Source organism: Mucilaginibacter sp. (genome assembly GCF_036568825.1).
GTDB lineage: Bacteria > Bacteroidota > Bacteroidia > Sphingobacteriales > Sphingobacteriaceae > Mucilaginibacter.
This window is the reverse complement of sequence record NZ_DATCRU010000028.1, coordinates 1-21,668: the sequence shown is the minus strand read 5'-3', so window position 1 is coordinate 21,668 and position 21,668 is coordinate 1. Positions and strand designations below refer to the sequence as shown.

The following is a 21,668-nucleotide window of genomic DNA, read 5'->3' as shown; positions in this document are numbered from 1 at the left end:
CTAATGGCACAAATGTAGAATAATTAGTCAATCAAGTTGACTAATTATTCTGTTTTAGATTGTTTTGTGACGTTGTTATGATGCAGCAACTTTGGGATGATAAAAGTCTTGTAGATCGATCAAAAAATTACTGCGAAAGGTTAAAGGAATGAAAAATAAAGAGGTAAAAGGATGGCTTTACCCATCCTTTTATATTATCTCCAGCCGCCGCCCAGCGCCTTATAAAGGTCCGATACGGCGCTTAATTCTGATCTTTTAATAGTAGCCAACTCCAGCTCGCTTTGCAAAACATTGCTTTGTGCAGTGATCACTTCCAGGTAATTAGCCATACCGTTTTGGAACAGTAAATTAGAGTTGCTGATTGCCTTCTGCAATGTTTTCAGACGATCTTCAGCTATAGTTTGCTGTGCTTTCAGCTTTTCTATTTTCACCATTGCATCAGACACTTCGCCAACGGCCACTAACACAGTTTGCCTGAATTGAATCACTGTTTTTTCGCGGTTTACTTTGGCTACCTCGTAGTTGGTTTTTAACTCTTTATGATCCAACAATGGCTGTACCAGGCTACCTCCTACCACACCAAATAATGATGCAGGAATATTAAACCAGTTACTTGCCTTGAATGAGTTAACGCCACCTTGTGCAGTGATCCTTAAAGCAGGGTACATTTCGGCTTTGTTGATACCCACATTCGCATTGGCGATGGTCAATGCCAGTTCCTGGCTCCTTACATCGGGCCTGCGGCTCAGGATTGCTGAAGGAACACCGGTTGACAGGTTATCTGCAAAATGAATATCATTCAGTGAGGCTGATCTATCGATTTTACCAGGCAATGAACCAGCTAATATCTGTAGCGCGTTCTCCTGCAAAGTAATATCGCGTTCAAACTGAGGAACCAACTCGGCAGCAGCCTGGCGTTGTGCTTCGGCTTGTTGTACTGCCAGTGAAGTTACCTGACCGGCATCATATTGTAATTTAATGATGCGCAGCGTGCTGTCATTCAGATTGACGTTCTTTTTAGCGATAGCCAATTGATCGTCCAGCATTAACAAGTTGTAATAGCCCTGTGATACGCTGGCTACGATATTGGTTTGCACCAGTTTTTTAGCCTCAGCAGTTTGCAAATAAGTAGCTACTGCGGTTTTGTTCTGGTTATGGATCTTACCCCAGATGTCGGCTTCCCATGAAAGGGAAGCATTGGCTGAATAATCCTCGATATGCTTGGTTTTGATGCCAGCCTGTGACAGGCTCAAGCCATTTAAACTGTTATCTGACGGACGAGTTGTATTTGCAGTCACACCAAGATCAATCTGTGGCACATTGTTCCATTTCACCTGTTTCACCAGCAAATTTGAGGCTTCCAGGTTTTTGATAGCGATCTGCATATCATAGTTCTTTACAATCGCGCTATCAATCAGTTTTTGAAGGGTAACATCGGTAAAGAAACTTTTCCAGGGTATATCTGCAACACTGCTGGTATCAGCTGTTGCAGCCACATTACCAAAGCTTTCTGGCAATGCGGGTTTTGGTGTTTCGACATTTTTCGAAACTGTACAGGCGCTCAGTACTACCAGAGCCAAAGCTAACCCGCTTATATATGTTTTCATTGTCTTATTCAATTTAAATTATACAGTTTCTGCTTTTTCAATGGCAGGCACATGGTTACCGTTCAGATTACGCGAATCTATTTCACCTCCATTCAGTACGGCTACCGGTACACCGCTTACTCTTTCCTGCAAATGCTGGAAGATTACGAATAATACAGGTATGATGAACAAACCGAGTATTACCCCGGAAACCATCCCGCCTGCGGCGCCAATACTGATAGAGTGGTTACCCTGGGCAGATGGGCCTGTTGCTATACTCATTGGGAATAAACCGAAAACAAATGCCAGCGATGTCATAATGATCGGGCGTATCCTTAGCCTGGCAGCCTCAAGGGCTGATTGTACTAAGCTAAGACCTGCCCTGCGCCGTTGCACCGCAAATTCAACAATCAGAATCGCATTTTTGGCTAACAGACCGATAAGCATGATCAACGCTACCTGTACATAGATGTTGTTTTCGATACCTGTTAAACCTAGCACGACAAATACTCCCAAAATACCTGTAGGTATTGACAATATTACCGCTAAAGGCAAGATGTAGCTTTCGTATTGTGCTGACAGCAGGAAGTAAACAAATACCAAACACAGCATGAATATGATACCTGATTGTCCGCCCGAGGAAATTTCCTCACGTGTTTGACCAGAGAACTCATAAGCAAAGCCATTTGGCAACTGTTCTTTGGCAGTCTCCTCTATAGCCTTGATCGCATCGCCCGAGCTGTAGCCGGGTTTTGGTATGGCATTTACTTCGATAGAGTTAAACAAGTTATAACGTGAAGCAGTTTCTGAACCATAAACACGGGTTAGTTTAACCAGACTATTGATAGGCACTGTTTCGCCCGACTTATTTTTAACAAAAACACGATCAATAGCCGAAGGGTCTGTCCTGTCTGCAATATCAGCCTCAACTATCACGCGGTAATACTTACCAAAGCGGTTAAAATCTGACGCTTGTGCAGTACCAAAGTAAGCCTGCATGGTTGACAGGATGTCTTTGACATTTACTCCCAACTGATTAGCCTTTTCGTCATCAATTTCTAATTGGAATTGTGGATAATCTGCTTTATAAGAGGTAAAGGCAAAAGCAATCGCAGGTTTCTGCATTAGTTTTCCTATAAAGTTATTGGCTACGCCGCTAAATTTATCCAATCGGCCATTCGTCTTATCCTGCAGCATAACGTCCATGGCCTCCACGTTACTAAATCCCGGAACAGTTGGGAAACTGAACACAAAGAAGGTCCCGCCTGGTATGCCGGCTAATTTTCCCCTGATTATATTTTGTATATCATCAATATTCTTAACAGCTCCCCTGTCTTTGTTAGGTTTTAATAACAGGAATATCTGCCCAGCTGACGGGCTATTAGATAGCGTTAAAAAGTTAAAGCCAGCCAGCGACATAACGAATCTTTGTGATGGCAAAGTATTTAATTGGGCTTCTGCCTGTTTTAATATTTTATTGGTATTGCTTAATGAGGTTCCGGATGGTGTTGAAACAGCAATCGCCACAAAGCCCTGGTCCTCGGTAGGAATAAAGCCCGTTTTTGTTCTGTTTACCAGGAAAACAGTAATTGCGATTACCAATGCAAGCCCGGCCATACTGATCCATTTATTACGGATAAGAACTTTTAGGCCCCCAACATACCTGTTGGTCATATAGTTAAACCCACCGTTAAAGCCCAAATAGAATTTCTCTATAAAGCTTTTCTTAGGCGCATCATGACCACCTTCAGTATGTTTATTCTTTAAGAATAAAGCAGCCAAAGCAGGGCTTAACGTTAACGCGTTAACAGCTGATATAATGATGGCTATAGCCATTGTTAATGCAAACTGCCTGTAAAATATACCCGTTGAACCGGTCATAAAGCTGACCGGCAGGAACACCGCCGCCATAACAAGCGTAATAGATATAATTGCGCCGCTAATTTCGTGCATGGCCCCTGTGGTTGCCGCTTTAGGTGTAAGGCTCGGGTCGTGCTCCATTTTGGCGTGCACTGCCTCCACCACCACAATCGCGTCATCTACCACAATACCGATGGCCAATACGAGAGCGAACAGGGTTAAAAGGTTAACAGAGAACCCAAACAGGTTCATAAAGAAGAAAGTACCAATAATAGCAACCGGAACCGCTATAGCCGGTATCAATGTCGACCTGAAATCCTGCAGGAATACAAATACTACGATAAATACCAGCACAAATGCTTCTATTAACGTATGTTCCACCTGGTCAATTGATTCATCAAGATCGGTTTTGGTACGATAAAACTGGTTGTACTTGATGCCTTTGGGGAAATCCTTTGATAATTTCACCATCAACTTATCAATGGCGATCTGGATCTCGTTAGCATTTGAGCCCGACAATTGTATTACACCAATAGTGATACCATCGTGCCCGTTCAAACGGTTCACACTACTATAACTGTAAGCACCCAGTTCAACACGTGCTACATCTTTTAAACGTAATACAGAACCATCTGCATTGGCACGGATAGCAATATTCTGATATTCTTCTGGCGTAGTAAGCTTACCTTTATATTTAATTACATATTCAAATGCTACAGGGCTTTGCTCGCCAAATTTACCAGGCGCTGCTTCCAGGTTTTTGTCCTGTATAGCTGCCATTACTTCTGCGGGAGTAATTTTGTAAGCTGCCAGTTGACCAGGATTCAACCAAACACGCATAGAATAATCCTTAATACCACCGAATACCTGGGCAGAACCTACACCCGGAATACGTTTAAGCTCAGGAATAATATTAATTTGTGCATAGTTATTTACAAAGGTTGCATCATATTTTTTTGTATCTTCTGAATAAATACCTATTGCGCCAATAAAGCTATTTTGCTGTTTGGTAGTAGTTATACCATATTGTACAACCTCCGCAGGTAATTGGCTTGTTGCTTGTGATACGCGATTTTGAACGTTCACAGCCGCCTGGTCAGGGTTAGTACCTTGTTTAAAATAAACTGTAATGCCTAAAGTACCATCATTACTTGCGGTAGAGGTCATATAGGTCATATTTTCCACACCATTAATTGCTTCTTCCAATGAAGGTGTTACTGACCGTAAAATAGTCTCAGCATTAGCACCCGGGTACACGGCAGAAACCAATACCGATGGTGGAGCGATATTTGGGAACCGTTCCAGGGGCAGTTTTGTTAAGCCAAGCACACCAACTATCACCAATAAGATGGAGATAACAGTTGAGAGTACAGGCCTTTCTATAAATTTTTGAAACATGGCTTTAATTTTTAAATAGAAGTTTTAGTTTTTCAGTCGTCCCTCCTAAATACTTCCAAAAGGAAAGGACATTGAATACACATTCCTTAAGCTCCTCTCCTTTTGTCCGAAGGACTCCTTTGGAGGAGAGGAGTTGAGGTGAAGCTTAATTTTTTGCTACAGCGGCCGCTTTGTCTACAGCCTTTTCAGGGTGGATCACCATACCTTCTTGCAGGTGATCGATACCGCTTAATACAATCTGGTCGCCTATTTTTACGCCGTCTTTAACCAGGTAATTGCTGCCGCTTTTACCAATAATAGTAATAGCCTGCTTTTTCACCTTGCTGCTATCGCCTACTGTAAAAACAAACACTTTGTCCTGCATATCAATTGTAGCTGATTCAGGTACTATTAAAGCATCTTTATGCTGCAGGCTTAAGCGGACTTTACCAGTGTTACCAGAGCGAAGCAGGCCTTGAGGGTTTTCGAAATTTGCTCTCAGCGTAATAGCGCCGGTAGTTTTGTCAAACTGGCCGTCTATCATGTCTACCTTGCCTTGTTTAGCGTACACGCTGTTGTCAGCTAGTAGTAATGATACTGATGGCAATTGTTTCAGTTTATCTCTCAAAGTCTGACCAGGATATTGTTCCTTAAAATTCACAAAGTCCTTTTCGCTTAACGAGAAGTAAACATGTACATCGTGTACGTCTGACAACTGGGTTAAAGCTTGTGTATCTGTAGGACCAACCAAACTTCCTTGCTTTCTTTCCAGTCTGCCGATGTAACCATTTACAGGAGCTTTAATTAAAGTATATCCCAGGTTAATTTGAGCAGTTGAAACATTTGCTTTTGCCTGTTCAATATTAGCTTTGGCAACGTCAAGAGCTGCTTTTGCAGTTTTAAGCTGATAATCAGAAACCACTTTGTTTTGAACCAAAGGAGTTAATTTATCTACTTCCAATTGTGCATTGGCAGCGGCGCTTTCGGCAGCATGTTGAGTAGCGATAGCATTGTTTAATGCAGCGCGGTAAGGCTGATCGTTGATCTTGAACAAAGGTTCGCCTGCTTTTACGAAGGCACCTTCATCAACAAAAACTCTATCCAGCGTACCGCTTACCTGCGGACGGACTTCAACATTAACCGTACCTTCTACTGATGCAGGATATTCCTGGTAAGTAGTATCAGTACCTGAAGCTATAGTTGCAACAGGTAACGTGGGTGGCGGCGGTGGCGGCGGAGCCGCAGGGCTTGAAGAACAGCTATATATGAAGAGCAGCATCAGGCCCAAAAGAATCGCCATTGCAATGTTAAGGTATTTAACATTGTTTGATAAGTGTGACAGTGATCGATTTTCCATTGTTATTATATATTTAGATGTGGTGTTAAACTTTTATTATTCTAACGTTATTAAATTATTTAACAGCGTTAAGTATTATTCAAAAAATTACGCAGATAATGACCGCGTGATACCGCTGATAGCTGTTTTTAATATCTCACGGTTGATATCGTCTGAAGTAGTGCGTCGTGTAAGGTTGATCGAGATCAAACCATGTATCACCGACCAATAAGTGTAATATTTTACGCAGATATCATCTTCGCTCGGATTTTGTGATGCCATAATCTCCTGGATTACCTCTGTAACTATATTAAATGGTTCTTCTGCTTCAGGCATTATTTGCGCCATTTCGCAACAGTTTACATCTACACCGAACATTAACTGGTAAAATTCCTTTTGTGCAAATGCGAAGTTCCAGTAGGCCAGCCACATGGCTTCAATTTGTTTGGCAGGCAGACGGTGTTTTTCTTTCGCCTCTTTCATGTCCCTCGTCAGTAATAAAAACCCTTTGCGGGTTAGTTCCATTAATATTGCTTCCTTATTAGCGAAGTATTCGTAAATGATCGGTGCGGTATATTCAATCTTGTCGGCAATCTTGCGCATGCTTAGCGCCTGCCATCCCTCCTCCTTCACGATATCCAGCGAAGCGTCCAGGATATTCACCCTGGTTTCTTCTTTTAATCGCAATATTCTATCCTTACTTCCCATTTTATTTTTACGCTTGTAAATTTATTTAACAGCGTTAGGCAAAGGTAAATACGTTTTGAGGACGATAGTACCATCCGATTGTCATTTTGCTTAACAGTGTTAAATTATTTTTTAATGTTAGCAGAATTTATCATTTTTATCTACCAATTATTCAATAAATATGTCATTTCAAGCTTATTTAGATAATATTCAAACCAAAACGGGTAAAAGCCCGGATGATTTTAAGGCGATGGCCGAACAAAAAGGCTTTACCCAAAACGGCGAACTAAAGTCAACTACTAAAGCCGGTGATGTTGTAAAATGGCTCAAAGATGATTACGAGCTTGGGCACGGTCATGCGATGGCTATTTATGCGCTGCTTAAAGGGATAAAGAAGGAAGGCGATTAACTCCCTAATACCGCACGAATTAGTTTGTCAAGATTTAAAGGTGTATTCTCATTGTGTGGTAGGCTGTACCTGTCCTCAATATATTTCGCATCATTACAGGCTACCCAAACATTGCTGTTGTCATCTTCCCAGGAAATCACTTTTAATGGCAGATCAAGCGCTATTAAAGGACTTTGAGCCATCAATGCCCCTCCTGCTTTTGGATTACCAAACAGTATAAACTCAAGCGGAGCAATGGTTTGCCCTGTTTTCCTCAGTTCATCCTGCTGATCGATACGTGTGTAAATGGTTGCACCATGCTGTTCTAAAAATTGTTGCAAACGATCGATCGTTTCCTTTACAGAATATTTGCTTGAATAAATGTTAACGCCTTCTGGGTTCATAATATATAGATTTTTTTATGTCAAACTCTTGATGGTGCCACGCCGTACGCCTTTTTAAATGCAAAAGAAAAATGCGATAAGTCCTCAAACCCCAGTTCAAGATAAATATCTGAAGCGGCTTTGCCCTTTTCCTTGATCATATAATAGGCTTCCTGCAACCTACGCTGCAAAAGCCAGCGGCTGGGTGACAAGTGAAATATCTTCTCAAAATCCCGTTTAAATGTTGCGAGGCTCCGACCGGTCAAATAGGCAAATCGATTAAGTTCTACATTAAAATGGAAGTTCTTATTCATAAAAGCTTCCAGATCGATCTTGCCGGGCTCGCTAAAGTCGAACAGGATATCTTTCAGTTCTGGATTTACTTTGAGCAGTAATAGGATAGCTTCATTTAGTTTGTTAGCTAACAGCTTTTCATTACCCAAGCCGTTAAGCTCTAAATAAGGCAGTAACGAATCCATGTAATTTTTATACAAGGCATCGGATTTCAGCTTTAAAACTGTATCGCCATTCACATGGCTTTCTGATGCGTATTCAAACTCCATACTAAAATTGCGAAGTGTCTGCTGATCCAATCGTACTGAAAGTGATTTAAACTCCCCTCCTTCTGGTGGTACCTTCAAAAACTTCATCAAGTGGTTTCGTTTGCCAAACCGGAAACTGCCTTCATGAAAAACATATTCCTTATTACCATCATTCATTATCATGGTGCCTGCCACCTGGTAGGTAAACCCATGTTCAGGAACAAACTGTTCTCCTTCCCTGCTACGGTTCACATAGCAGGAATAAGCTATAGAAGGTAATTTTTTATCTGTTGATAAAAGCATGGTCAAATCTATAAATCTCTGTTCCCTCTATAAGCTATTTTTATCATAAAGGGAACAAAGAAATTTTATTTTATCTTTTCGAAGCAAACAAAGCCTTTCCTGCTTCGGTTTCAAGAGGATTTACTGCATCATCTGCATTGGTTGAGTAGCTTACAGAAATCCATTTTTCCATCTCTTCACTTCTCATAGCATCGGCTCGTTTTATTAATGCTATAGCTTCGCTTCCTAATACTAAATGTATAGGAGGCTCTGGATGTTCTGCTAATTCGATCATTACCTGCGCTGCTTTAGCCGGGTCGCCCATCGGTACAAATTTATCGCTGCCAAACAATGCTTTTCTTGCACCGACGGTCTGTTCGTAACCTTCTACCTCGGGAATATCAACTGTAGAGGCGGTAGACACCCAATCAGTACGAAAACCACCGGGTTCTACACTCGTTACTTTGATGCCCAATGGTGCCACTTCTTTAGCAAGGGCCTCAGTAAAACCGCCAACACCAAATTTCGCTGCCTGGTAAATGGTTAACCCGGCATTACCAACTCTGCCACCTACCGAACTGATCTGCAAAATTCGGCCAGAACGTTGTTTGCGCATGATGGGCAATACTGCCCTTGTGATGGCAATTGGTGCATATAAATTTGTTTCCAATTGGCTGCGTACCTGTTCTTCTGTATAAGCTTCGGCTGCGCCAATGGTTCCGAAACCTGCATTATTTACCAGTACATCTATCCTTCCAAAATGATCTACAGTTTGCTGCACTGCTTTTTGAATCTGATGATTATCAGTCACATCCAGTTTTAAAGGAAGTATCTGACCGGGGTATCGCTCAACCAACTCACTCAATTGTTCAGGGGTGCGGGCTGTTGCGGCCACTTTATCACCTTTAGCCAAAACGGCTGCTGTTAGGCTTCTTCCCAATCCGCGGGAGCTGCCTGTTATAAACCAAATTTTTGTCATTGCCTTAAATTTTGATAAGACAAATTTCCTTCAAATCCGGCCGCGCCGCTTTGTTGAAACGCTCAAATTACTTTGTTAAAACGCTCACTTGTTTATTGTACTTATCACTTAACTTTACCTTAACCGCTTTGTGACATTAACATGATGATTGCAACCGGTTTGGCTACAACAAAAACCATTATGGCTAATGGTGTTTTACTTTTATTACCCAATATTTGTAACCACAAAAAAACAGGAAACTTATGATACAGACCAAAGGCTATGCAGCCCAAACCAACAAATCTGACTTAGCTCCGTGGAACTTCGAGCGCCGCGAGGTAGGTCCTCATGATGTACAATTTGATATTCAATACTGCGGTGTTTGCCACTCCGACCTGCACCAGATTAAAGACGATTGGTTCCCGGGTATTTTTCCTATGGTTCCTGGTCACGAGATCGTTGGCCGTGTTGTGAAAGTAGGCAGCCATGTTACCAAATTTAAAGTAGGCGACCTTGCGGCTACCGGTTGTATGGTTGACTCATGCGGTCATTGCGAAAACTGCAACCACGACCTCGAGCAATACTGCCTGGAAGGTTGTACTTATACCTATAATGGTATGGAACGCGATAACTCAATGCCTACTTATGGTGGTTATTCAAACACCATAGTGGTAAAAGAAGATTTCGTTTTGCACTTATCAGACAAACTTGACCTTGCAGCTACTGCACCGCTTCTATGCGCAGGTATCACTACCTATTCACCGTTGCGTCACTGGAAAGTGGGCAAAGGCCATAAACTGGCAGTATTAGGTCTTGGTGGATTGGGCCACATGGGCGTTAAATTCGGTGTAGCATTCGGTGCGGATGTGACTGTACTGAGCACTTCACCTAAAAAAGAAGCGGATGCTAAAAAATTAGGCGCACATCACTTTGTGGTTACTTCTGATCCGGAGCAAATCAAAGCTGCACAGGGCACATTCGATTTCATTCTCGATACCGTTTCAGCTAAACACGATTTCAATATGTACCTGTCGTTATTAAAAACCGATGGTACCATGATGTGCGTAGGCGCACCTTCTGATCCTGCTGAAATATCAGCATTCAGTTTGCTTGCAGGCCGTAAAAGTGTTGCAGGTTCAGGCATTGGTGGTATAAAAGAAACCCAGGAAATGCTGGATTTCTGTGCAGAGCATAACATCGTTTCAGATATCGAATTGATCGACATCAAAGACATCACCACTGCTTACGAGCGTATGGAAAAAGGCGATGTACGTTATCGCTTCGTGATCGATATGGCGACTTTGAAATAAGCTAATCAGCATCCATGAAAAAAGAAACCAAACAGCCGCGTGTGTTCAATTCCGTTTCGGAGTTGAACCATGCGCTTGGTTTGCCTAAGCCGCTGCACCCGCTCATCAGCCTGAATTATTACAAGGACATGAAACCCGAATGGAGCAGCATTGAGGGTGGAATGATCATGAACCTGTATAAGATCTCTTATAAAAGTAACTTCACCGGCAGGTTTAAATACGGCCAGCACTTTTACGATTTCAATGAGGGCGGCATGTGTTTTATTTCTCCTAACCAGGTTATTCTGGTGGATGAGGAAGAACAGGATTACGGTGGTTTCTCTTTAATGATCCATCCTGATTTTTTAAGGAACTATCCTTTAGGCAAGCAGATCAAAAATTACGGCTTCTTCTCTTATACATCTGCTGAAGCTTTGCATCTTTCTGAGAAAGAGAAGGAAAGCCTTTTCGGTGTGATCAAAATGATCGAAGATGAATTGGCTTTACCTATAGACCAGTTCAGCCAGGATGTGATTATCTCACAGATAGAATTGCTGCTTCATTACAGCAATCGCTATTATAACAGGCAATTCATTACCCGTAAAGCTGCCAATCATGATCTTTTAACCCGACTTGACGAGTTGCTTTCAGAACATTTCGACACACAAAAAGCAATGCAGAATGGCTTGCCAACTGTTCAGGATGTAGCCGCACAATTACAAGTCTCTCAGCGTTACTTAAGCGATATGCTTCGTTCGCTTACGGGTCAAAATGCACAGCAGCATATTCATAATAAACTTATTGAGAAGGCCAAGGAAATATTATTAAGCTCCAGTAACCTTTCGGTGGCCGAGATCGCTTACCAGCTAGGCTTTGAACACCCGCAATCCTTCAATAAATTGTTTAAACAAAAGACTAACCAATCACCAGTCGCATTCCGGTTGTCATTCTTGCAGAACTGATCTATTTAGTCATTTTCACCGGGAGGATGTGACCCTCCTTATCAAAAAACAATTCATCTATACATACCACACGGTGATTACCATCGGTTTCGCCAAGCGGGCGACGGTGGTAAACGATGTAATATTTATCGTCTTTAACAGAGTGAATTACTGAATGGTGGCCTGCGCCAGTAGCTATGTTAGGATCTTGTTGTAAAACTGTTGCTAAACGTTTGAACGGGCCAAGTGGCGATTTCGACATCGCATAAGCTACTTTGTAATCCGGCCCTGTCCAGCCACCTTCCGACCACATAAAATAGTAGTAACCGTTACGGTACATCATATACGGCCCTTCCACATAACCTTCGGGGGTGATCTCTTTATATAGAGCACCATCTGGGAAAGGCGTAACGCCGCTGAAGTCATCCTTTAATTTTACTACGTTGCAATGCCCCCAGCCGCCGTAATACATATAGTAGCTTCCATCTTTATCTTTAAATACATATTGATCAATAGGCTGCGCGCCATTTACAGTATCATTGATGAGTGGTTTGCCTAGCAGATCTTTATAAGGGCCCTCGGGCTTATCTGATACGGCTACTCCTATTCCACCCACTTCGCCTTTGTGCACATCATTAGCGCCGAAGAAGAAATAATATTTGCCGCCTTTTTCCAAAACAGCCGGAGCCCACATAGCACGCTTGGCCCACTTAACGGCAGCAGTATCCAATATATCATGATGTTTTTCCCAATGAACCAGGTCTTTTGATGAAAATCCGTCGAAGAATACCTGCTCGCTATATTTAGCCGAATATGTTGGAAAAACCCAGTAAGTATCACCATATTTTATCCCTTCGGGATCAGCATACCAGCCATTAATCACCGGATTTTTCTGTGCTAAAGCATTCAACGAAGTTAAAACAGACAAGCTTATTATAGCTAAAAAGTATTTCATGGATAACATCAGATTTTAATTGCGAAAAATAGGAAAAAACGCGTTAGGTTTACCGCGAATCAGTTTTATTGTTAAAAAGAATGATCGTTAGCATTTTAGGTTGTGGCTGGTACGGCAAAGCATTAGCGAAAGATTTACTGCAAAAAGGCATTACTGTTAAAGGATCAGCAACTTCAACGGAGAAGCTGGACGGGCTAAGAGAGCTCGGTATATCTCCATTTGTTGTCCAGGTAAATGCCGATCAGCTAAACTATGATGCAGATTTCTTCAAATGCGATGTCCTAGTGATCAGCATACCACCCGGATTAAAGAAAGGCGAAGGTTCCTCTTATCTACCTAAGCTCAATCATATCATTCAGGCTATACAAGAGAATAACATCCAAAAAGTGATCTACATCAGCTCCACCGGAGTGTATGGTGATCATAATAAAACCGTAACTGAAATAGATGATCCGAACCCTGATTCGGAATCAGGCAAAATGTTATTGGAAGCAGAAAACCTTTTCGGGAGTAAGGCCGGGTTTAAAACCACCATTATTCGTTTTGCAGGTTTGGTTGGCCCGGGCAGGCATCCGGGGCGTTTCTTTGCAGGTAAAAAGGATATCCCAAATGGATTGGCTCCTGTTAATATGATACACCTCGATGATTGCGTTGGTATCGGCTCTGCTATTATTGAACAGGATGCCTTTGGCCATATATTTAATGCTTGTTCGCCAGATCATCCCGCTAAAGAAGATTTTTATAAAGATGCAGCCCTGAAAGGTGGTTATGAAGCTCCAAAGTTTCTTCATGAACTAAAGACATGGAAAGTCATCAATAGCGTCAAACTAAAATCCATTCTGAATTATACCTTTAAAATACAAAGCTGGAAAGATTGCGCATTCGATCCTCTTCCGCAATCGTCAAATTAATATTACCTTGTAATAACCGATTTGACCATGAAAAGAAAGACCTTTATCCAACTAAGCACTACCTTAATGGCTACTCCTCTTTTATCGCAGTTTGAAAGTATGGCTGCACAGCCGCGCTTAAAAAACTGGGCCGGAAATCTTACTTACAGCACCGACAATGTTCAATATCCAAAATCAGTTGCCGAGGTTCAGCAGTTGATAAAGAAGCTGCCTAAACTACGTGCATTGGGTACCCGGCATTGTTTCAATACCATTGCCGATAGCAAGGACGACCTGGTTTCAACACGCGATCTGAATAAAATAATTGCTATTGATACTAAAAATCATACGGTTACTGTAGAAGGCGGCATTAAATACGGCGAACTTGCCCCCTACCTGCATCAGCATGGCTATGCCCTACATAACCTGGCATCGCTGCCGCATATTTCAGTTGCAGGGTCTATTACCACAGCTACGCACGGTTCAGGTATTAAAAATGGGAATCTTTCATCAGCTGTTACAGGGTTAGAAATTGTGATAGCAGATGGCAGCGTAGTGCATTTATCAAAAGCTACTGATCCCGAAAAATTAAATGCGGCTGTAGTTGGTTTAGGCGCTTTGGGCATTATCACCAAAGTGACATTGCAAATTCAGCCAACTTATAATATGCGCCAACGGGTGTTTTTAAAATTGCCTATTTCGCAATTAAAGGCCCATTTCGAAGAGATCATGTCCGCCGGGTACAGTGTGAGTTTATTTACCGATTGGCAGAGCGACAGCATCAATGAAGTTTGGATAAAGAGCCGCATGGACGAGAAAGATCATAACCAGCCTGAATTTTATGGCGCTAAAGCTGCTACTAAAAATCTTCACCCAATAATAGACCACTCAGCCGAAAGCTGTACTGAACAAATGGGTGTCCCCGGACCGTGGTATGAGCGTCTGCCTCATTTTAAAATGGGCTTTACGCCAAGCAGCGGTAAAGAATTACAGTCCGAATATTTTGTTCCTCTAAAACATGCGGTTGAAGCAATAGAGGCTGTTTCTAAATTAGGCAAACAGATCGGTCCGCATCTGTTTATTACCGAGATACGAACTATTGCAGCGGATAAGCTGTGGATGAGTCCATGTCATAATCAAACTTCGGTTACTATCCATTTCACCTGGAAACAGGATACAGAAGCTGTAATGACACTGCTCCCGTTGATCGAAAAAGAGCTGGCGCCTTTTAATCCGCGTCCGCATTGGGGTAAAATATTTATTATGGCGCCTAAAGTATTGGAATCGCGCTATGAAAAACTGGCTGACTTTAAAAAGCTGGTGGCTGAATATGATCCGAAAGGAAAGTTTAGAAATGGATTCATCGATCATAATATTTATGATAAGGCGTAAGCATCCTTTTGCAAATCACTATATTGGCGGCTTTTAAATTTTACCATGTACGACATCTGCTGCGTTGGCCACCTTACGTCCGATAAAATTGTTACGCCCAAAACAACCATCTACATGGCCGGGGGCACTGCTTTTTACTTCTCTTATGCTGTTTGCAACCTGGACGTGAAGTATTTACTGATGACCGCCCTCGCTGAAGATGACATGCAATATGTAGATCGTCTTCGCGGCAAAGGCCTTGAAATAAAGGTACAGCCGAGTGCACACACTGTCTTCTTTGAAAATATTTATGGTGATAACCCGGATGTCAGGACACAAAACGTTTTAGCTAAAGCTGATCCATTTGCTATTGAACCATTACAGGATATTGAAGCGCAAATATTCCATTTGGGACCGCTGTTGGCCGATGATATGTCAACCGATTTTATCAAAGCAATATCTAAAAAGGGGAAAGTATCATTGGATGCACAGGGATATCTTCGTAAAGTCGAAAATCAGAAGGTACTGGCTGTTGATTGGGCAGATAAAACAGAAGCTTTGCAGTATGTAGATATTTTAAAGGTTGACGAAGCTGAAATGACCGTTTTAACAGGGTACGAACAGGTAAGCGATGGTGTAAAACTCCTGGCCGATTGGGGTGTAAAGGAAATTGTGGTTACCAATGGCAGCATGGGTTCTACTATTTACTACGATGGTACTTTTTATGATATCCCGGCCTACAGGCCAAAAGTTATTGTGGATGCTACGGGCTGTGGTGACACCTATATGGGTGGTTATTTATATCAAAGAGTGAAAGGAAAAAGCATACAGGAATCGGGCGAGTTCGCGGCAGCAATAGCAAGTTTGAAAATGGAATCGCCCGGACCATTCAGAGGAACTGAAGAGGAGGTTATTCACCGGTTATCAAAACCCTTTTGAGCCAAGTACCGTTTAACCCTCAAACCATTAACTCTTATTCATTATTTTTACTTAATTTTAAAAAGACCGGATACCAATCCAGATGAAAAAAGCCCTTGTCATAATTTTAGTACTGTTTTGCACTTCTGCTTTTGCGCAGGACTCGCTGAAATATTATAATAATCTGCGTATTAACACCACATCGTCAGGTATGAAGGTATTGGGCGCCTGGGGTATTGTCAATTTAGGTACAGGAGCTATTTGGGGTTGGAATAATAAAACCACCAGTGTGTATGCCGACCTGGGTGGATCGCAGGTCGTTTCTTCTAAAGGGATCAGTCGCGAAGGGCAATATTTCTTTCAAATGAACACTATCTGGGGAGCGGTTGACTTCGGAACTGCATTGCTGGGATACGCCAATGTTCAAAAATATCGCAGGAAAAATCTTACTGCTGCCGAAACATTGGAACAGCAAAAGAAACTTGAAAAGATATTTCTGATCAATGGCGCATTTGATATTGGCTATATAGGCGTTGGTTCTTATCTGAAATTGGTTGGTGATTCAAGAAAATCACCTATCATGAAAGGTTATGGCGAGTCGATCTTAATGCAGGGTAGCTTCCTTTTGATCTTCGACGGAATAATGTATCATGCCGAAAAAAGAAACGGCACCAGGCTTGGAAACTTTCTCGAAAAGCACCCAATCTCTTTTGACGGTCGCCACATAGGTACCGTGATCACCATGTAATTTCTTGTTACTTTTCAAAGTAACAATTATGTGCATAATTTTATGCATACCTTCTGATAGCTATATTTGAGCATGCATTTTACAAAACCAATAAACCTAAAATGCCTGCTTCTTGGTCCTATCTTCAGTTGCCAGGCAATATTTTGTTTAGCTCAACAATCCGTTGCAGGTGCCACAACCGTTACTGAATGGCAGTATGGTAAAAATGGCGCTGTATCCATCACTTACGACGATGCTTCGCGAAATCAATTTTTAAAAGCGTTGCCGGTAATGGAGAAAATAAAAATGCCTGCAACCTTCTTCGTTATTACAGGTCCAATTACAGGCTCAAAATATCATGGCAAATTTGTGGGCCGACCGGTTGCTGAAATTATCAAAGAATCTGCTACTATTCCGACCAATGATCAGAATTTTTTAGAACGATGTTCAGCTGCAGGCTACCTGGGGTATAAAGGCACTATCAGTTATCATACAAAAGCCGGCGGTATGTATGATTCTGGCAAAAAAGACAAAGCCTTTAAATTGATGGACTCATTATATGCAAAAGTTCGCCACGGGGATTTTCCAAAAGGATATGAACCTTGTCCTGAATATTTACAGGCAGAGGGTTCTACCTGGGAAGAGTTCAAAAAAGATGCCGCTGAAGGTTATGAAATTGCCAGTCACTCTATTACCCATGCAACAATGCCGGGATTAGACGAAGCGAATATTAAATACGAACTGGAGAAAAGTAAGGAAGAGATACTTACCCACCTGGGACCAAAATATACTTTTTCGTGCGAAGTGCCTTATGGTTATGAAAATGAAAGGGTGATGCAGATCGCGTACCCAATCTATCCGGCTTTTAGAAACCGTATGCCTGAACCATGGCTAAAAGAGATCGATCGCGCCAGCAAAGTAACACCAGGGCCAAATACTAAAGACTATGTACAATGGCAACGCGGAGGTACTACCAAAACGCCTTTGCCGCTGATGAAATCGTGGGTGGATACTGCCGCCAACAGGAAAGATACCTGGCTGGTACTAGTATTTCATGGAATAGATGGAATGGGATATGAAGCACTGCCAAGCACCATGCTCGATGAATATTTCCATTACATTAGGAGTAAAGAAGACAACCTATGGGTGGCTACTTTCGGCGATGTGACCCGCTACATGCGCGAACGCGAAGCCTCAAAAATAATGACTGATAACAAGGGCGGGAAGATAATGGTATCCCTTAATCACACACTTGATAAGTCGCAATATTATTTGCCATTAACGCTTAAGACATATGTTCCTTCCGGCTGGAAAAATGCAAAAGTAACCCAGGGTAAGCACACGCATCAACTACAGGTAAAGAGTGACGATAAGGGAAACTATGTTCTTTACCAAGCGGAACCGAATGGGGTTAATATTGTGCTTATGAAGGCCTGATCAGTGTTTTTCATTAGAAAATATCAGAAATCAGGAATAATAAACGCATTTATATATGATTTAGTAATTAAAATATTACATTCATAATCAATGCTTTTCCAAACAATTTTCCCGTTTTTAGCTTTAAGTCAATTACATAATACTTGACATATCTGCCAAAACCGGATAACCATGTTTTATAAAAGGATATTATTCGTATTATCTCTTTTCTGTTATTTACATGCCGCAGCACAGGATAGTACCCTTGTAGGAAAATCGGTTAAATGGAACCTGGAGCAGTGTATTGATTACGCCAAAAAGAATAACATCCAAATCAATACGCTCCGGCTCACCCAGCAAACCAGTCAGCAGGAATATTTGCTGGCAAAGGCTGCGCGTTTGCCCAGTCTTTCAGGTTCAGCTACACAAAACTTCGAGCATGCTAAAAGCCGCAACAGTAAGGTTGATGCTAATGGAAATGTAATTGGTGGCGGCGGGTCAGGGCTTTCAGCTTATGGGTCGTATGGGCTTAACTCTCAGGTCACCTTATATAATGGTAATTACATCAACAATACCATTTCGCAAAAGAACCTGGCTGTACAATCGGCTAACCTGAACATTATTCAGCAGGAAAATGATATTACTTTACAGGTCACACAAGCCTACCTGGCCATTTTGCAGGACAAAGAGAACATTATTTTTGATACCGACCAGGTAAACACCGCAAAAGCACAGACCAAACTAGAACAACAACGTTTTGATGTGGGAAGCGTGGCACGCAGCGCTCTGATTCAATTGCAGGCACAACAGGCTACAGATGAATATACCCTGGTGAATGCGAAAAACTCTGAGCGTGGCGACCTGCTTACACTGAAAGAGCTTTTGGTACTGCCGAGCGACATGTATTTCGATATTATGCGACCGGATACGATAGTCAGAACCGATAGTGTGAAAGCATTTCGCGAAACAGAACAAATCGCCCTAAGCACACGCCCTGAAGTGAAAAGCGGCGAATTGGGTGTTAAGATCGCCCAGTATGATGTAGAGAAAGCCCGTGCGGGTTATAAACCTACCCTTACTGCCGGTGCATCCCTCAATTCAAGCTATGTTACCGATAACGGCACCTTCCCATCCCAGTTGAATAATAACTTTAACCAGCAAGTTGGCGTTACTTTATCAGTGCCTATTTTTACCAAACGCCAGGTAAAAACACAGGTGGAAGAAGCCAAAATACAGGTCGATCAGGCGCAGTTAGATTTAAAGAATACAAAGGTCACCCTTTCTCAATCCGTTGAGCGCGCATACATCAATGTGCAAAACGCTAAAAGTCAGTACGATGCTGCCCTGGAGCAATACAACTACAACAAGGAGAGTTATCGCATCGCCAGCGAACAATTGAAGGTTGGCGTGGCCAATACGGTCGATTTTCTATTGCAGAAAACTTTATTTGTACAAGCTCAGCAAGCCTTCATCCAGGCCAAATACAACGAGTTGCTAACCTTGAAGATATATGATTTTTACCGGGGTGTCCCCATTAAATTGTAAAGCAAGCTATCATGAAACCTGGCATAAAAAGATTGATCATAATACTTTCCGTACTGATAGTCATTGTGCTTGTCTGGCTGCTGTTCTTCCGTAAAAAAGAACAGCCGGTAACCGTACAAGCCGAAAAACCGACCAAGGGATACATAGCGCAAAGTGTTACTGCTACTGGTAAAATAGAGCCTGTGGATACCGTAACCGTAGGTACCCAGATATCGGGTATCATTCAAACGCTGCATGCTGATTTCAACTCGAAAGTAAAGAAAGGACAGTTGCTTGCTGAACTGGATAAATCATTGTTGCAGGCCACGCTCGATCAATATAAAGGCAACCTGGTAAACGCGCAAAGCCAGCTTGAGTATGCTAAAAACAATTTTAACAGGCAGAATTTACTTTATAAAACAGACGCGATCAGCAAGGCTGATTATGATAATGCGCTAAACACCCTCAATGCAGCAAAGGGGGCTGTAGCAAGCACCCAGGCACAGATACGATCAGCAGAAAAGAATTTATCGTATGCGGAGATCTATTCGCCGATTGACGGGGTGGTTCTGAATAGAAACATCAGCGTTGGACAGACAGTCGCAGCCAGTTTCAGCACCCCTACTCTGTTTGTGATTGCTAAAGACATTACTAAAATGGAAGTTCAGGCCAATGTGGATGAAGCCGATATAGGTGATGTAAAATCAGGCGACCGTGCTTCCTTTACTGTGGATGCCTTTATAAACGATCAGTTTGGCGGGACCGTGGAAGATATACGCCTCCATCCTACCGTATCAGCCAATGTGGTAACCTATACGACCATTATCAATGCGCCAAATGATGATATGAAGCTGAAACCTGGCATGACCGCCAATATTATTATTTACACCAAAGAAGTGAATAATGCAATGTTGATCCCTGCAAAAGCATTAGCATTTACACCGGATTCAGCATTAATGAAGGATTACCAGATAGAAGGTAAAGTACCGCACAAGCGCAGTAGTAAAGGTCAAAATGCCGGCGGGAATGCACAGACTGTTGGAGGTAATCCGGCAGCTAACCAGGTATCACATACAGCCAAAAGCCGCTCAGATTCATCCGGTATAACCAAACAACGGGCATCGGTTTGGGTACTGCAAGGCAAAAAGCTGATTCAAAAAAGAATACAGATTGGCCTTAATGATAACACTCATGTGGAAGTGCTAGGCGGGTTGAGTGCTGATGATCTGGTAGCCACAGGTATAACTGGTGGCCCGGCAGGCGCTATATCTACCACGCCAAATAGTGCAAGCCCGTTCCTGCCTCAAAGAAGAGGCGGCGGTGGCGGAGGAGGCCGCGGCCGATGAGCAAAAAAACTTTAGAAATAAGGGAGCTTCGGCGCGATTTTGTGATGGGCAGTGAAACCGTGCATGCGCTTAGGGGGATTTCATTTGATGTGGAAGCCGGAGAATTTGTAACCATCATGGGAAGCAGTGGATCGGGGAAAACAACATTGCTGAATATTCTTGGCTGCCTGGATAAGCCGTCTATAGGCAATTATTTCCTGGATGGGGTTGATGTTAAGCAGCTTTCACGCGATGAGCTGGCACGTTTGCGAAATCATAAAATAGGTTTCGTTTTCCAGGCATATAATCTACTTCCACGAACTACAGCGCTTGAAAATGTGGAGTTACCATTGCTCTATAACCGTGATATCAGTGCTGCTGAAAGACGCGAAAGAGCTATTCATGCACTGGAATCAGTAAAGCTGGCTGAACGTCTCGATCACACACCAAGCCAACTATCCGGCGGACAGCAGCAACGCGTGGCCATAGCAAGAGCATTAGTAAATCAGCCAGTGATGATATTAGCGGATGAGGCTACTGGTAATCTGGACAGCCGTACATCCTACGAGATCATGGCGTTGATGCAGGACCTGAATTCGCAGCAGGGCAAAACCATTGTATTTGTTACGCACGAGCCGGATATCGCTTCGTTTAGCAGTCGTACTATACAGTTGCGCGACGGGCATATTCAAAAGGATACTAAAAACGAGAACAGGCGTTCAGCAAAAGAGGTATTGGATAATTTACCTGTAAGCGATGATTATTAAATTGATTGTCATCCTATGTTTGTGGATAGGATAAAAACAATGTGAGTTAAGAGTAGATTTAGTGCAGAAGAAAAGGGTAAAGAAAAAGATTACGATTTGTCATTGGCTGTAGGAAGCCGTTCGGAATGCTAATCACTTTACCCCTT

19 protein-coding genes are annotated in these 21,668 nt (G+C 42.4%); 11 read left to right on the top strand and 8 right to left on the bottom strand.

The features are described from left to right. Window positions 1-194: 194 nt before the first annotated feature. The 4 genes from VIM89_RS06105 to VIM89_RS06090 all read right to left on the bottom strand — a co-directional run bounded on the left by VIM89_RS06105 (window position 195) and on the right by VIM89_RS06090 (window position 6,867). Window positions 195-1,607: a TolC family protein gene (locus tag VIM89_RS06105; protein ID WP_488155251.1), complete on the bottom strand. Its 1,413-nt coding sequence runs from the start codon at window positions 1,605-1,607 to the stop codon at window positions 195-197. Window positions 1,608-1,625: 18 nt separating this feature from the next. Continuing rightward, the gene (locus VIM89_RS06100) at window positions 1,626-4,844 is read right to left on the bottom strand and encodes an efflux RND transporter permease subunit (protein ID WP_488155250.1); all 3,219 of its coding nucleotides are present in this window, start codon (window positions 4,842-4,844) and stop codon (window positions 1,626-1,628) included. A gap of 145 nt (window positions 4,845-4,989) precedes the next feature. Then, window positions 4,990-6,180 (bottom strand): efflux RND transporter periplasmic adaptor subunit, encoded by a 1,191-nt coding sequence (locus VIM89_RS06095; protein ID WP_488155249.1) that lies wholly within the window; start codon window positions 6,178-6,180, stop codon window positions 4,990-4,992. An 87-nt stretch (window positions 6,181-6,267) separates the two neighbouring features. Further along, window positions 6,268-6,867 carry a TetR/AcrR family transcriptional regulator gene (locus VIM89_RS06090; RefSeq protein WP_488155248.1) on the bottom strand — a complete coding sequence of 200 codons (600 nt, stop codon included), beginning with the start codon at window positions 6,865-6,867 and terminating at the stop codon, window positions 6,268-6,270. 160 nt (window positions 6,868-7,027) lie between these two features. On the opposite strand from VIM89_RS06090, the gene VIM89_RS06085 reads away from it, so the two are divergent. After that, entirely contained in the window at window positions 7,028-7,255 is a 228-nt protein-coding gene (locus tag VIM89_RS06085; RefSeq protein WP_488155247.1) for a DUF4287 domain-containing protein, read from the top strand. Here VIM89_RS06085 and VIM89_RS06080 read toward each other — a convergent pair. The 3 genes from VIM89_RS06080 to VIM89_RS06070 form a co-directional block, all read right to left on the bottom strand. Next, window positions 7,252-7,638, bottom strand: a complete 387-nt coding sequence (locus tag VIM89_RS06080) for a DUF302 domain-containing protein (RefSeq protein ID WP_488155246.1) — start codon at window positions 7,636-7,638, stop codon at window positions 7,252-7,254. The two genes, VIM89_RS06085 and VIM89_RS06080, sit on opposite strands and share 4 nt — an antisense overlap. A 20-nt stretch (window positions 7,639-7,658) precedes the next feature. Then, window positions 7,659-8,462: a helix-turn-helix domain-containing protein gene (locus VIM89_RS06075; RefSeq protein ID WP_488155245.1), complete on the bottom strand. Its 804-nt coding sequence runs from the start codon at window positions 8,460-8,462 to the stop codon at window positions 7,659-7,661. Window positions 8,463-8,532: 70 nt separating this feature from the next. After that, a complete protein-coding gene (locus tag VIM89_RS06070) occupies window positions 8,533-9,420 on the bottom strand; it encodes an oxidoreductase (RefSeq protein ID WP_488155244.1) in 888 nt (295 codons plus the stop codon). A 242-nt stretch (window positions 9,421-9,662) separates the two neighbouring features. On the opposite strand from VIM89_RS06070, the gene VIM89_RS06065 reads away from it, so the two are divergent. Together VIM89_RS06065 and VIM89_RS06060 are read left to right on the top strand one after the other, a co-directional pair. Further along, entirely contained in the window at window positions 9,663-10,709 is a 1,047-nt protein-coding gene (locus VIM89_RS06065) for an NAD(P)-dependent alcohol dehydrogenase (RefSeq protein ID WP_488155243.1), read from the top strand. A 14-nt stretch (window positions 10,710-10,723) separates the two neighbouring features. Then, window positions 10,724-11,650, top strand: coding sequence for a helix-turn-helix domain-containing protein (locus VIM89_RS06060; protein ID WP_488155242.1), 927 nt, complete (start codon window positions 10,724-10,726; stop codon window positions 11,648-11,650). Window position 11,651: 1 nt separating this feature from the next. On the opposite strand, the gene VIM89_RS06055 is transcribed toward VIM89_RS06060, so the two are convergent. After that, entirely contained in the window at window positions 11,652-12,584 is a 933-nt protein-coding gene (locus VIM89_RS06055) for a glycoside hydrolase family 43 protein (protein ID WP_488155241.1), read from the bottom strand. A gap of 80 nt (window positions 12,585-12,664) precedes the next feature. Between VIM89_RS06055 and VIM89_RS06050 the strand changes: the two genes are divergently transcribed. From VIM89_RS06050 to VIM89_RS06015, 8 genes are all read left to right on the top strand, one after another. After that, a complete protein-coding gene (locus VIM89_RS06050; protein ID WP_488155240.1) occupies window positions 12,665-13,495 on the top strand; it encodes an SDR family oxidoreductase in 831 nt (276 codons plus the stop codon). 27 nt (window positions 13,496-13,522) lie between these two features. Next, on the top strand, window positions 13,523-14,866 hold the full coding sequence (locus VIM89_RS06045; protein ID WP_488155239.1) for an FAD-binding protein: 1,344 nt from the start codon (window positions 13,523-13,525) through the stop codon (window positions 14,864-14,866). 45 nt (window positions 14,867-14,911) lie between these two features. Continuing rightward, the gene (locus VIM89_RS06040; protein ID WP_488155238.1) at window positions 14,912-15,784 is read left to right on the top strand and encodes a PfkB family carbohydrate kinase; all 873 of its coding nucleotides are present in this window, start codon (window positions 14,912-14,914) and stop codon (window positions 15,782-15,784) included. A gap of 82 nt (window positions 15,785-15,866) precedes the next feature. After that, entirely contained in the window at window positions 15,867-16,511 is a 645-nt protein-coding gene (locus VIM89_RS06035) for a DUF6992 family protein (RefSeq protein ID WP_488155237.1), read from the top strand. A 72-nt stretch (window positions 16,512-16,583) separates the two neighbouring features. Beyond that, a complete protein-coding gene (locus VIM89_RS06030; protein ID WP_488155236.1) occupies window positions 16,584-17,927 on the top strand; it encodes a polysaccharide deacetylase family protein in 1,344 nt (447 codons plus the stop codon). A 171-nt stretch (window positions 17,928-18,098) separates the two neighbouring features. Further along, a complete protein-coding gene (locus VIM89_RS06025; protein WP_488155235.1) occupies window positions 18,099-19,451 on the top strand; it encodes a TolC family protein in 1,353 nt (450 codons plus the stop codon). A gap of 11 nt (window positions 19,452-19,462) precedes the next feature. Then, window positions 19,463-20,776, top strand: a complete 1,314-nt coding sequence (locus VIM89_RS06020; protein WP_488155234.1) for an efflux RND transporter periplasmic adaptor subunit — start codon at window positions 19,463-19,465, stop codon at window positions 20,774-20,776. Further along, complete coding sequence (locus VIM89_RS06015) at window positions 20,773-21,522, top strand: ABC transporter ATP-binding protein (protein ID WP_488155233.1); 750 nt, start codon at window positions 20,773-20,775, stop codon at window positions 21,520-21,522. Before VIM89_RS06020 ends, VIM89_RS06015 begins: the two co-directional genes overlap by 4 nt. Window positions 21,523-21,668 lie beyond the last annotated feature (146 nt).

Bases quoted from the DNA above. Each gene is read 5' to 3' on its own strand.
- VIM89_RS06105 (WP_488155251.1), bottom strand. From the start codon at position 1,607: ATGAAAACATATATAAGCGGGTTAGCTTTGGCTCTGGTAGTACTGAGC.
- VIM89_RS06100 (WP_488155250.1), bottom strand. From the start codon at position 4,844: ATGTTTCAAAAATTTATAGAAAGGCCTGTACTCTCAACTGTTATCTCC.
- VIM89_RS06095 (WP_488155249.1), bottom strand. From the start codon at position 6,180: ATGGAAAATCGATCACTGTCACACTTATCAAACAATGTTAAATACCTT.
- VIM89_RS06090 (WP_488155248.1), bottom strand. From the start codon at position 6,867: ATGGGAAGTAAGGATAGAATATTGCGATTAAAAGAAGAAACCAGGGTG.
- VIM89_RS06085 (WP_488155247.1), top strand. From the start codon at position 7,028: ATGTCATTTCAAGCTTATTTAGATAATATTCAAACCAAAACGGGTAAA.
- VIM89_RS06080 (WP_488155246.1), bottom strand. From the start codon at position 7,638: ATGAACCCAGAAGGCGTTAACATTTATTCAAGCAAATATTCTGTAAAG.
- VIM89_RS06075 (WP_488155245.1), bottom strand. From the start codon at position 8,462: ATGCTTTTATCAACAGATAAAAAATTACCTTCTATAGCTTATTCCTGC.
- VIM89_RS06070 (WP_488155244.1), bottom strand. From the start codon at position 9,420: ATGACAAAAATTTGGTTTATAACAGGCAGCTCCCGCGGATTGGGAAGA.
- VIM89_RS06065 (WP_488155243.1), top strand. From the start codon at position 9,663: ATGATACAGACCAAAGGCTATGCAGCCCAAACCAACAAATCTGACTTA.
- VIM89_RS06060 (WP_488155242.1), top strand. From the start codon at position 10,724: ATGAAAAAAGAAACCAAACAGCCGCGTGTGTTCAATTCCGTTTCGGAG.
- VIM89_RS06055 (WP_488155241.1), bottom strand. From the start codon at position 12,584: ATGAAATACTTTTTAGCTATAATAAGCTTGTCTGTTTTAACTTCGTTG.
- VIM89_RS06050 (WP_488155240.1), top strand. From the start codon at position 12,665: ATGATCGTTAGCATTTTAGGTTGTGGCTGGTACGGCAAAGCATTAGCG.
- VIM89_RS06045 (WP_488155239.1), top strand. From the start codon at position 13,523: ATGAAAAGAAAGACCTTTATCCAACTAAGCACTACCTTAATGGCTACT.
- VIM89_RS06040 (WP_488155238.1), top strand. From the start codon at position 14,912: ATGTACGACATCTGCTGCGTTGGCCACCTTACGTCCGATAAAATTGTT.
- VIM89_RS06035 (WP_488155237.1), top strand. From the start codon at position 15,867: ATGAAAAAAGCCCTTGTCATAATTTTAGTACTGTTTTGCACTTCTGCT.
- VIM89_RS06030 (WP_488155236.1), top strand. From the start codon at position 16,584: ATGCATTTTACAAAACCAATAAACCTAAAATGCCTGCTTCTTGGTCCT.
- VIM89_RS06025 (WP_488155235.1), top strand. From the start codon at position 18,099: ATGTTTTATAAAAGGATATTATTCGTATTATCTCTTTTCTGTTATTTA.
- VIM89_RS06020 (WP_488155234.1), top strand. From the start codon at position 19,463: ATGAAACCTGGCATAAAAAGATTGATCATAATACTTTCCGTACTGATA.
- VIM89_RS06015 (WP_488155233.1), top strand. From the start codon at position 20,773: ATGAGCAAAAAAACTTTAGAAATAAGGGAGCTTCGGCGCGATTTTGTG.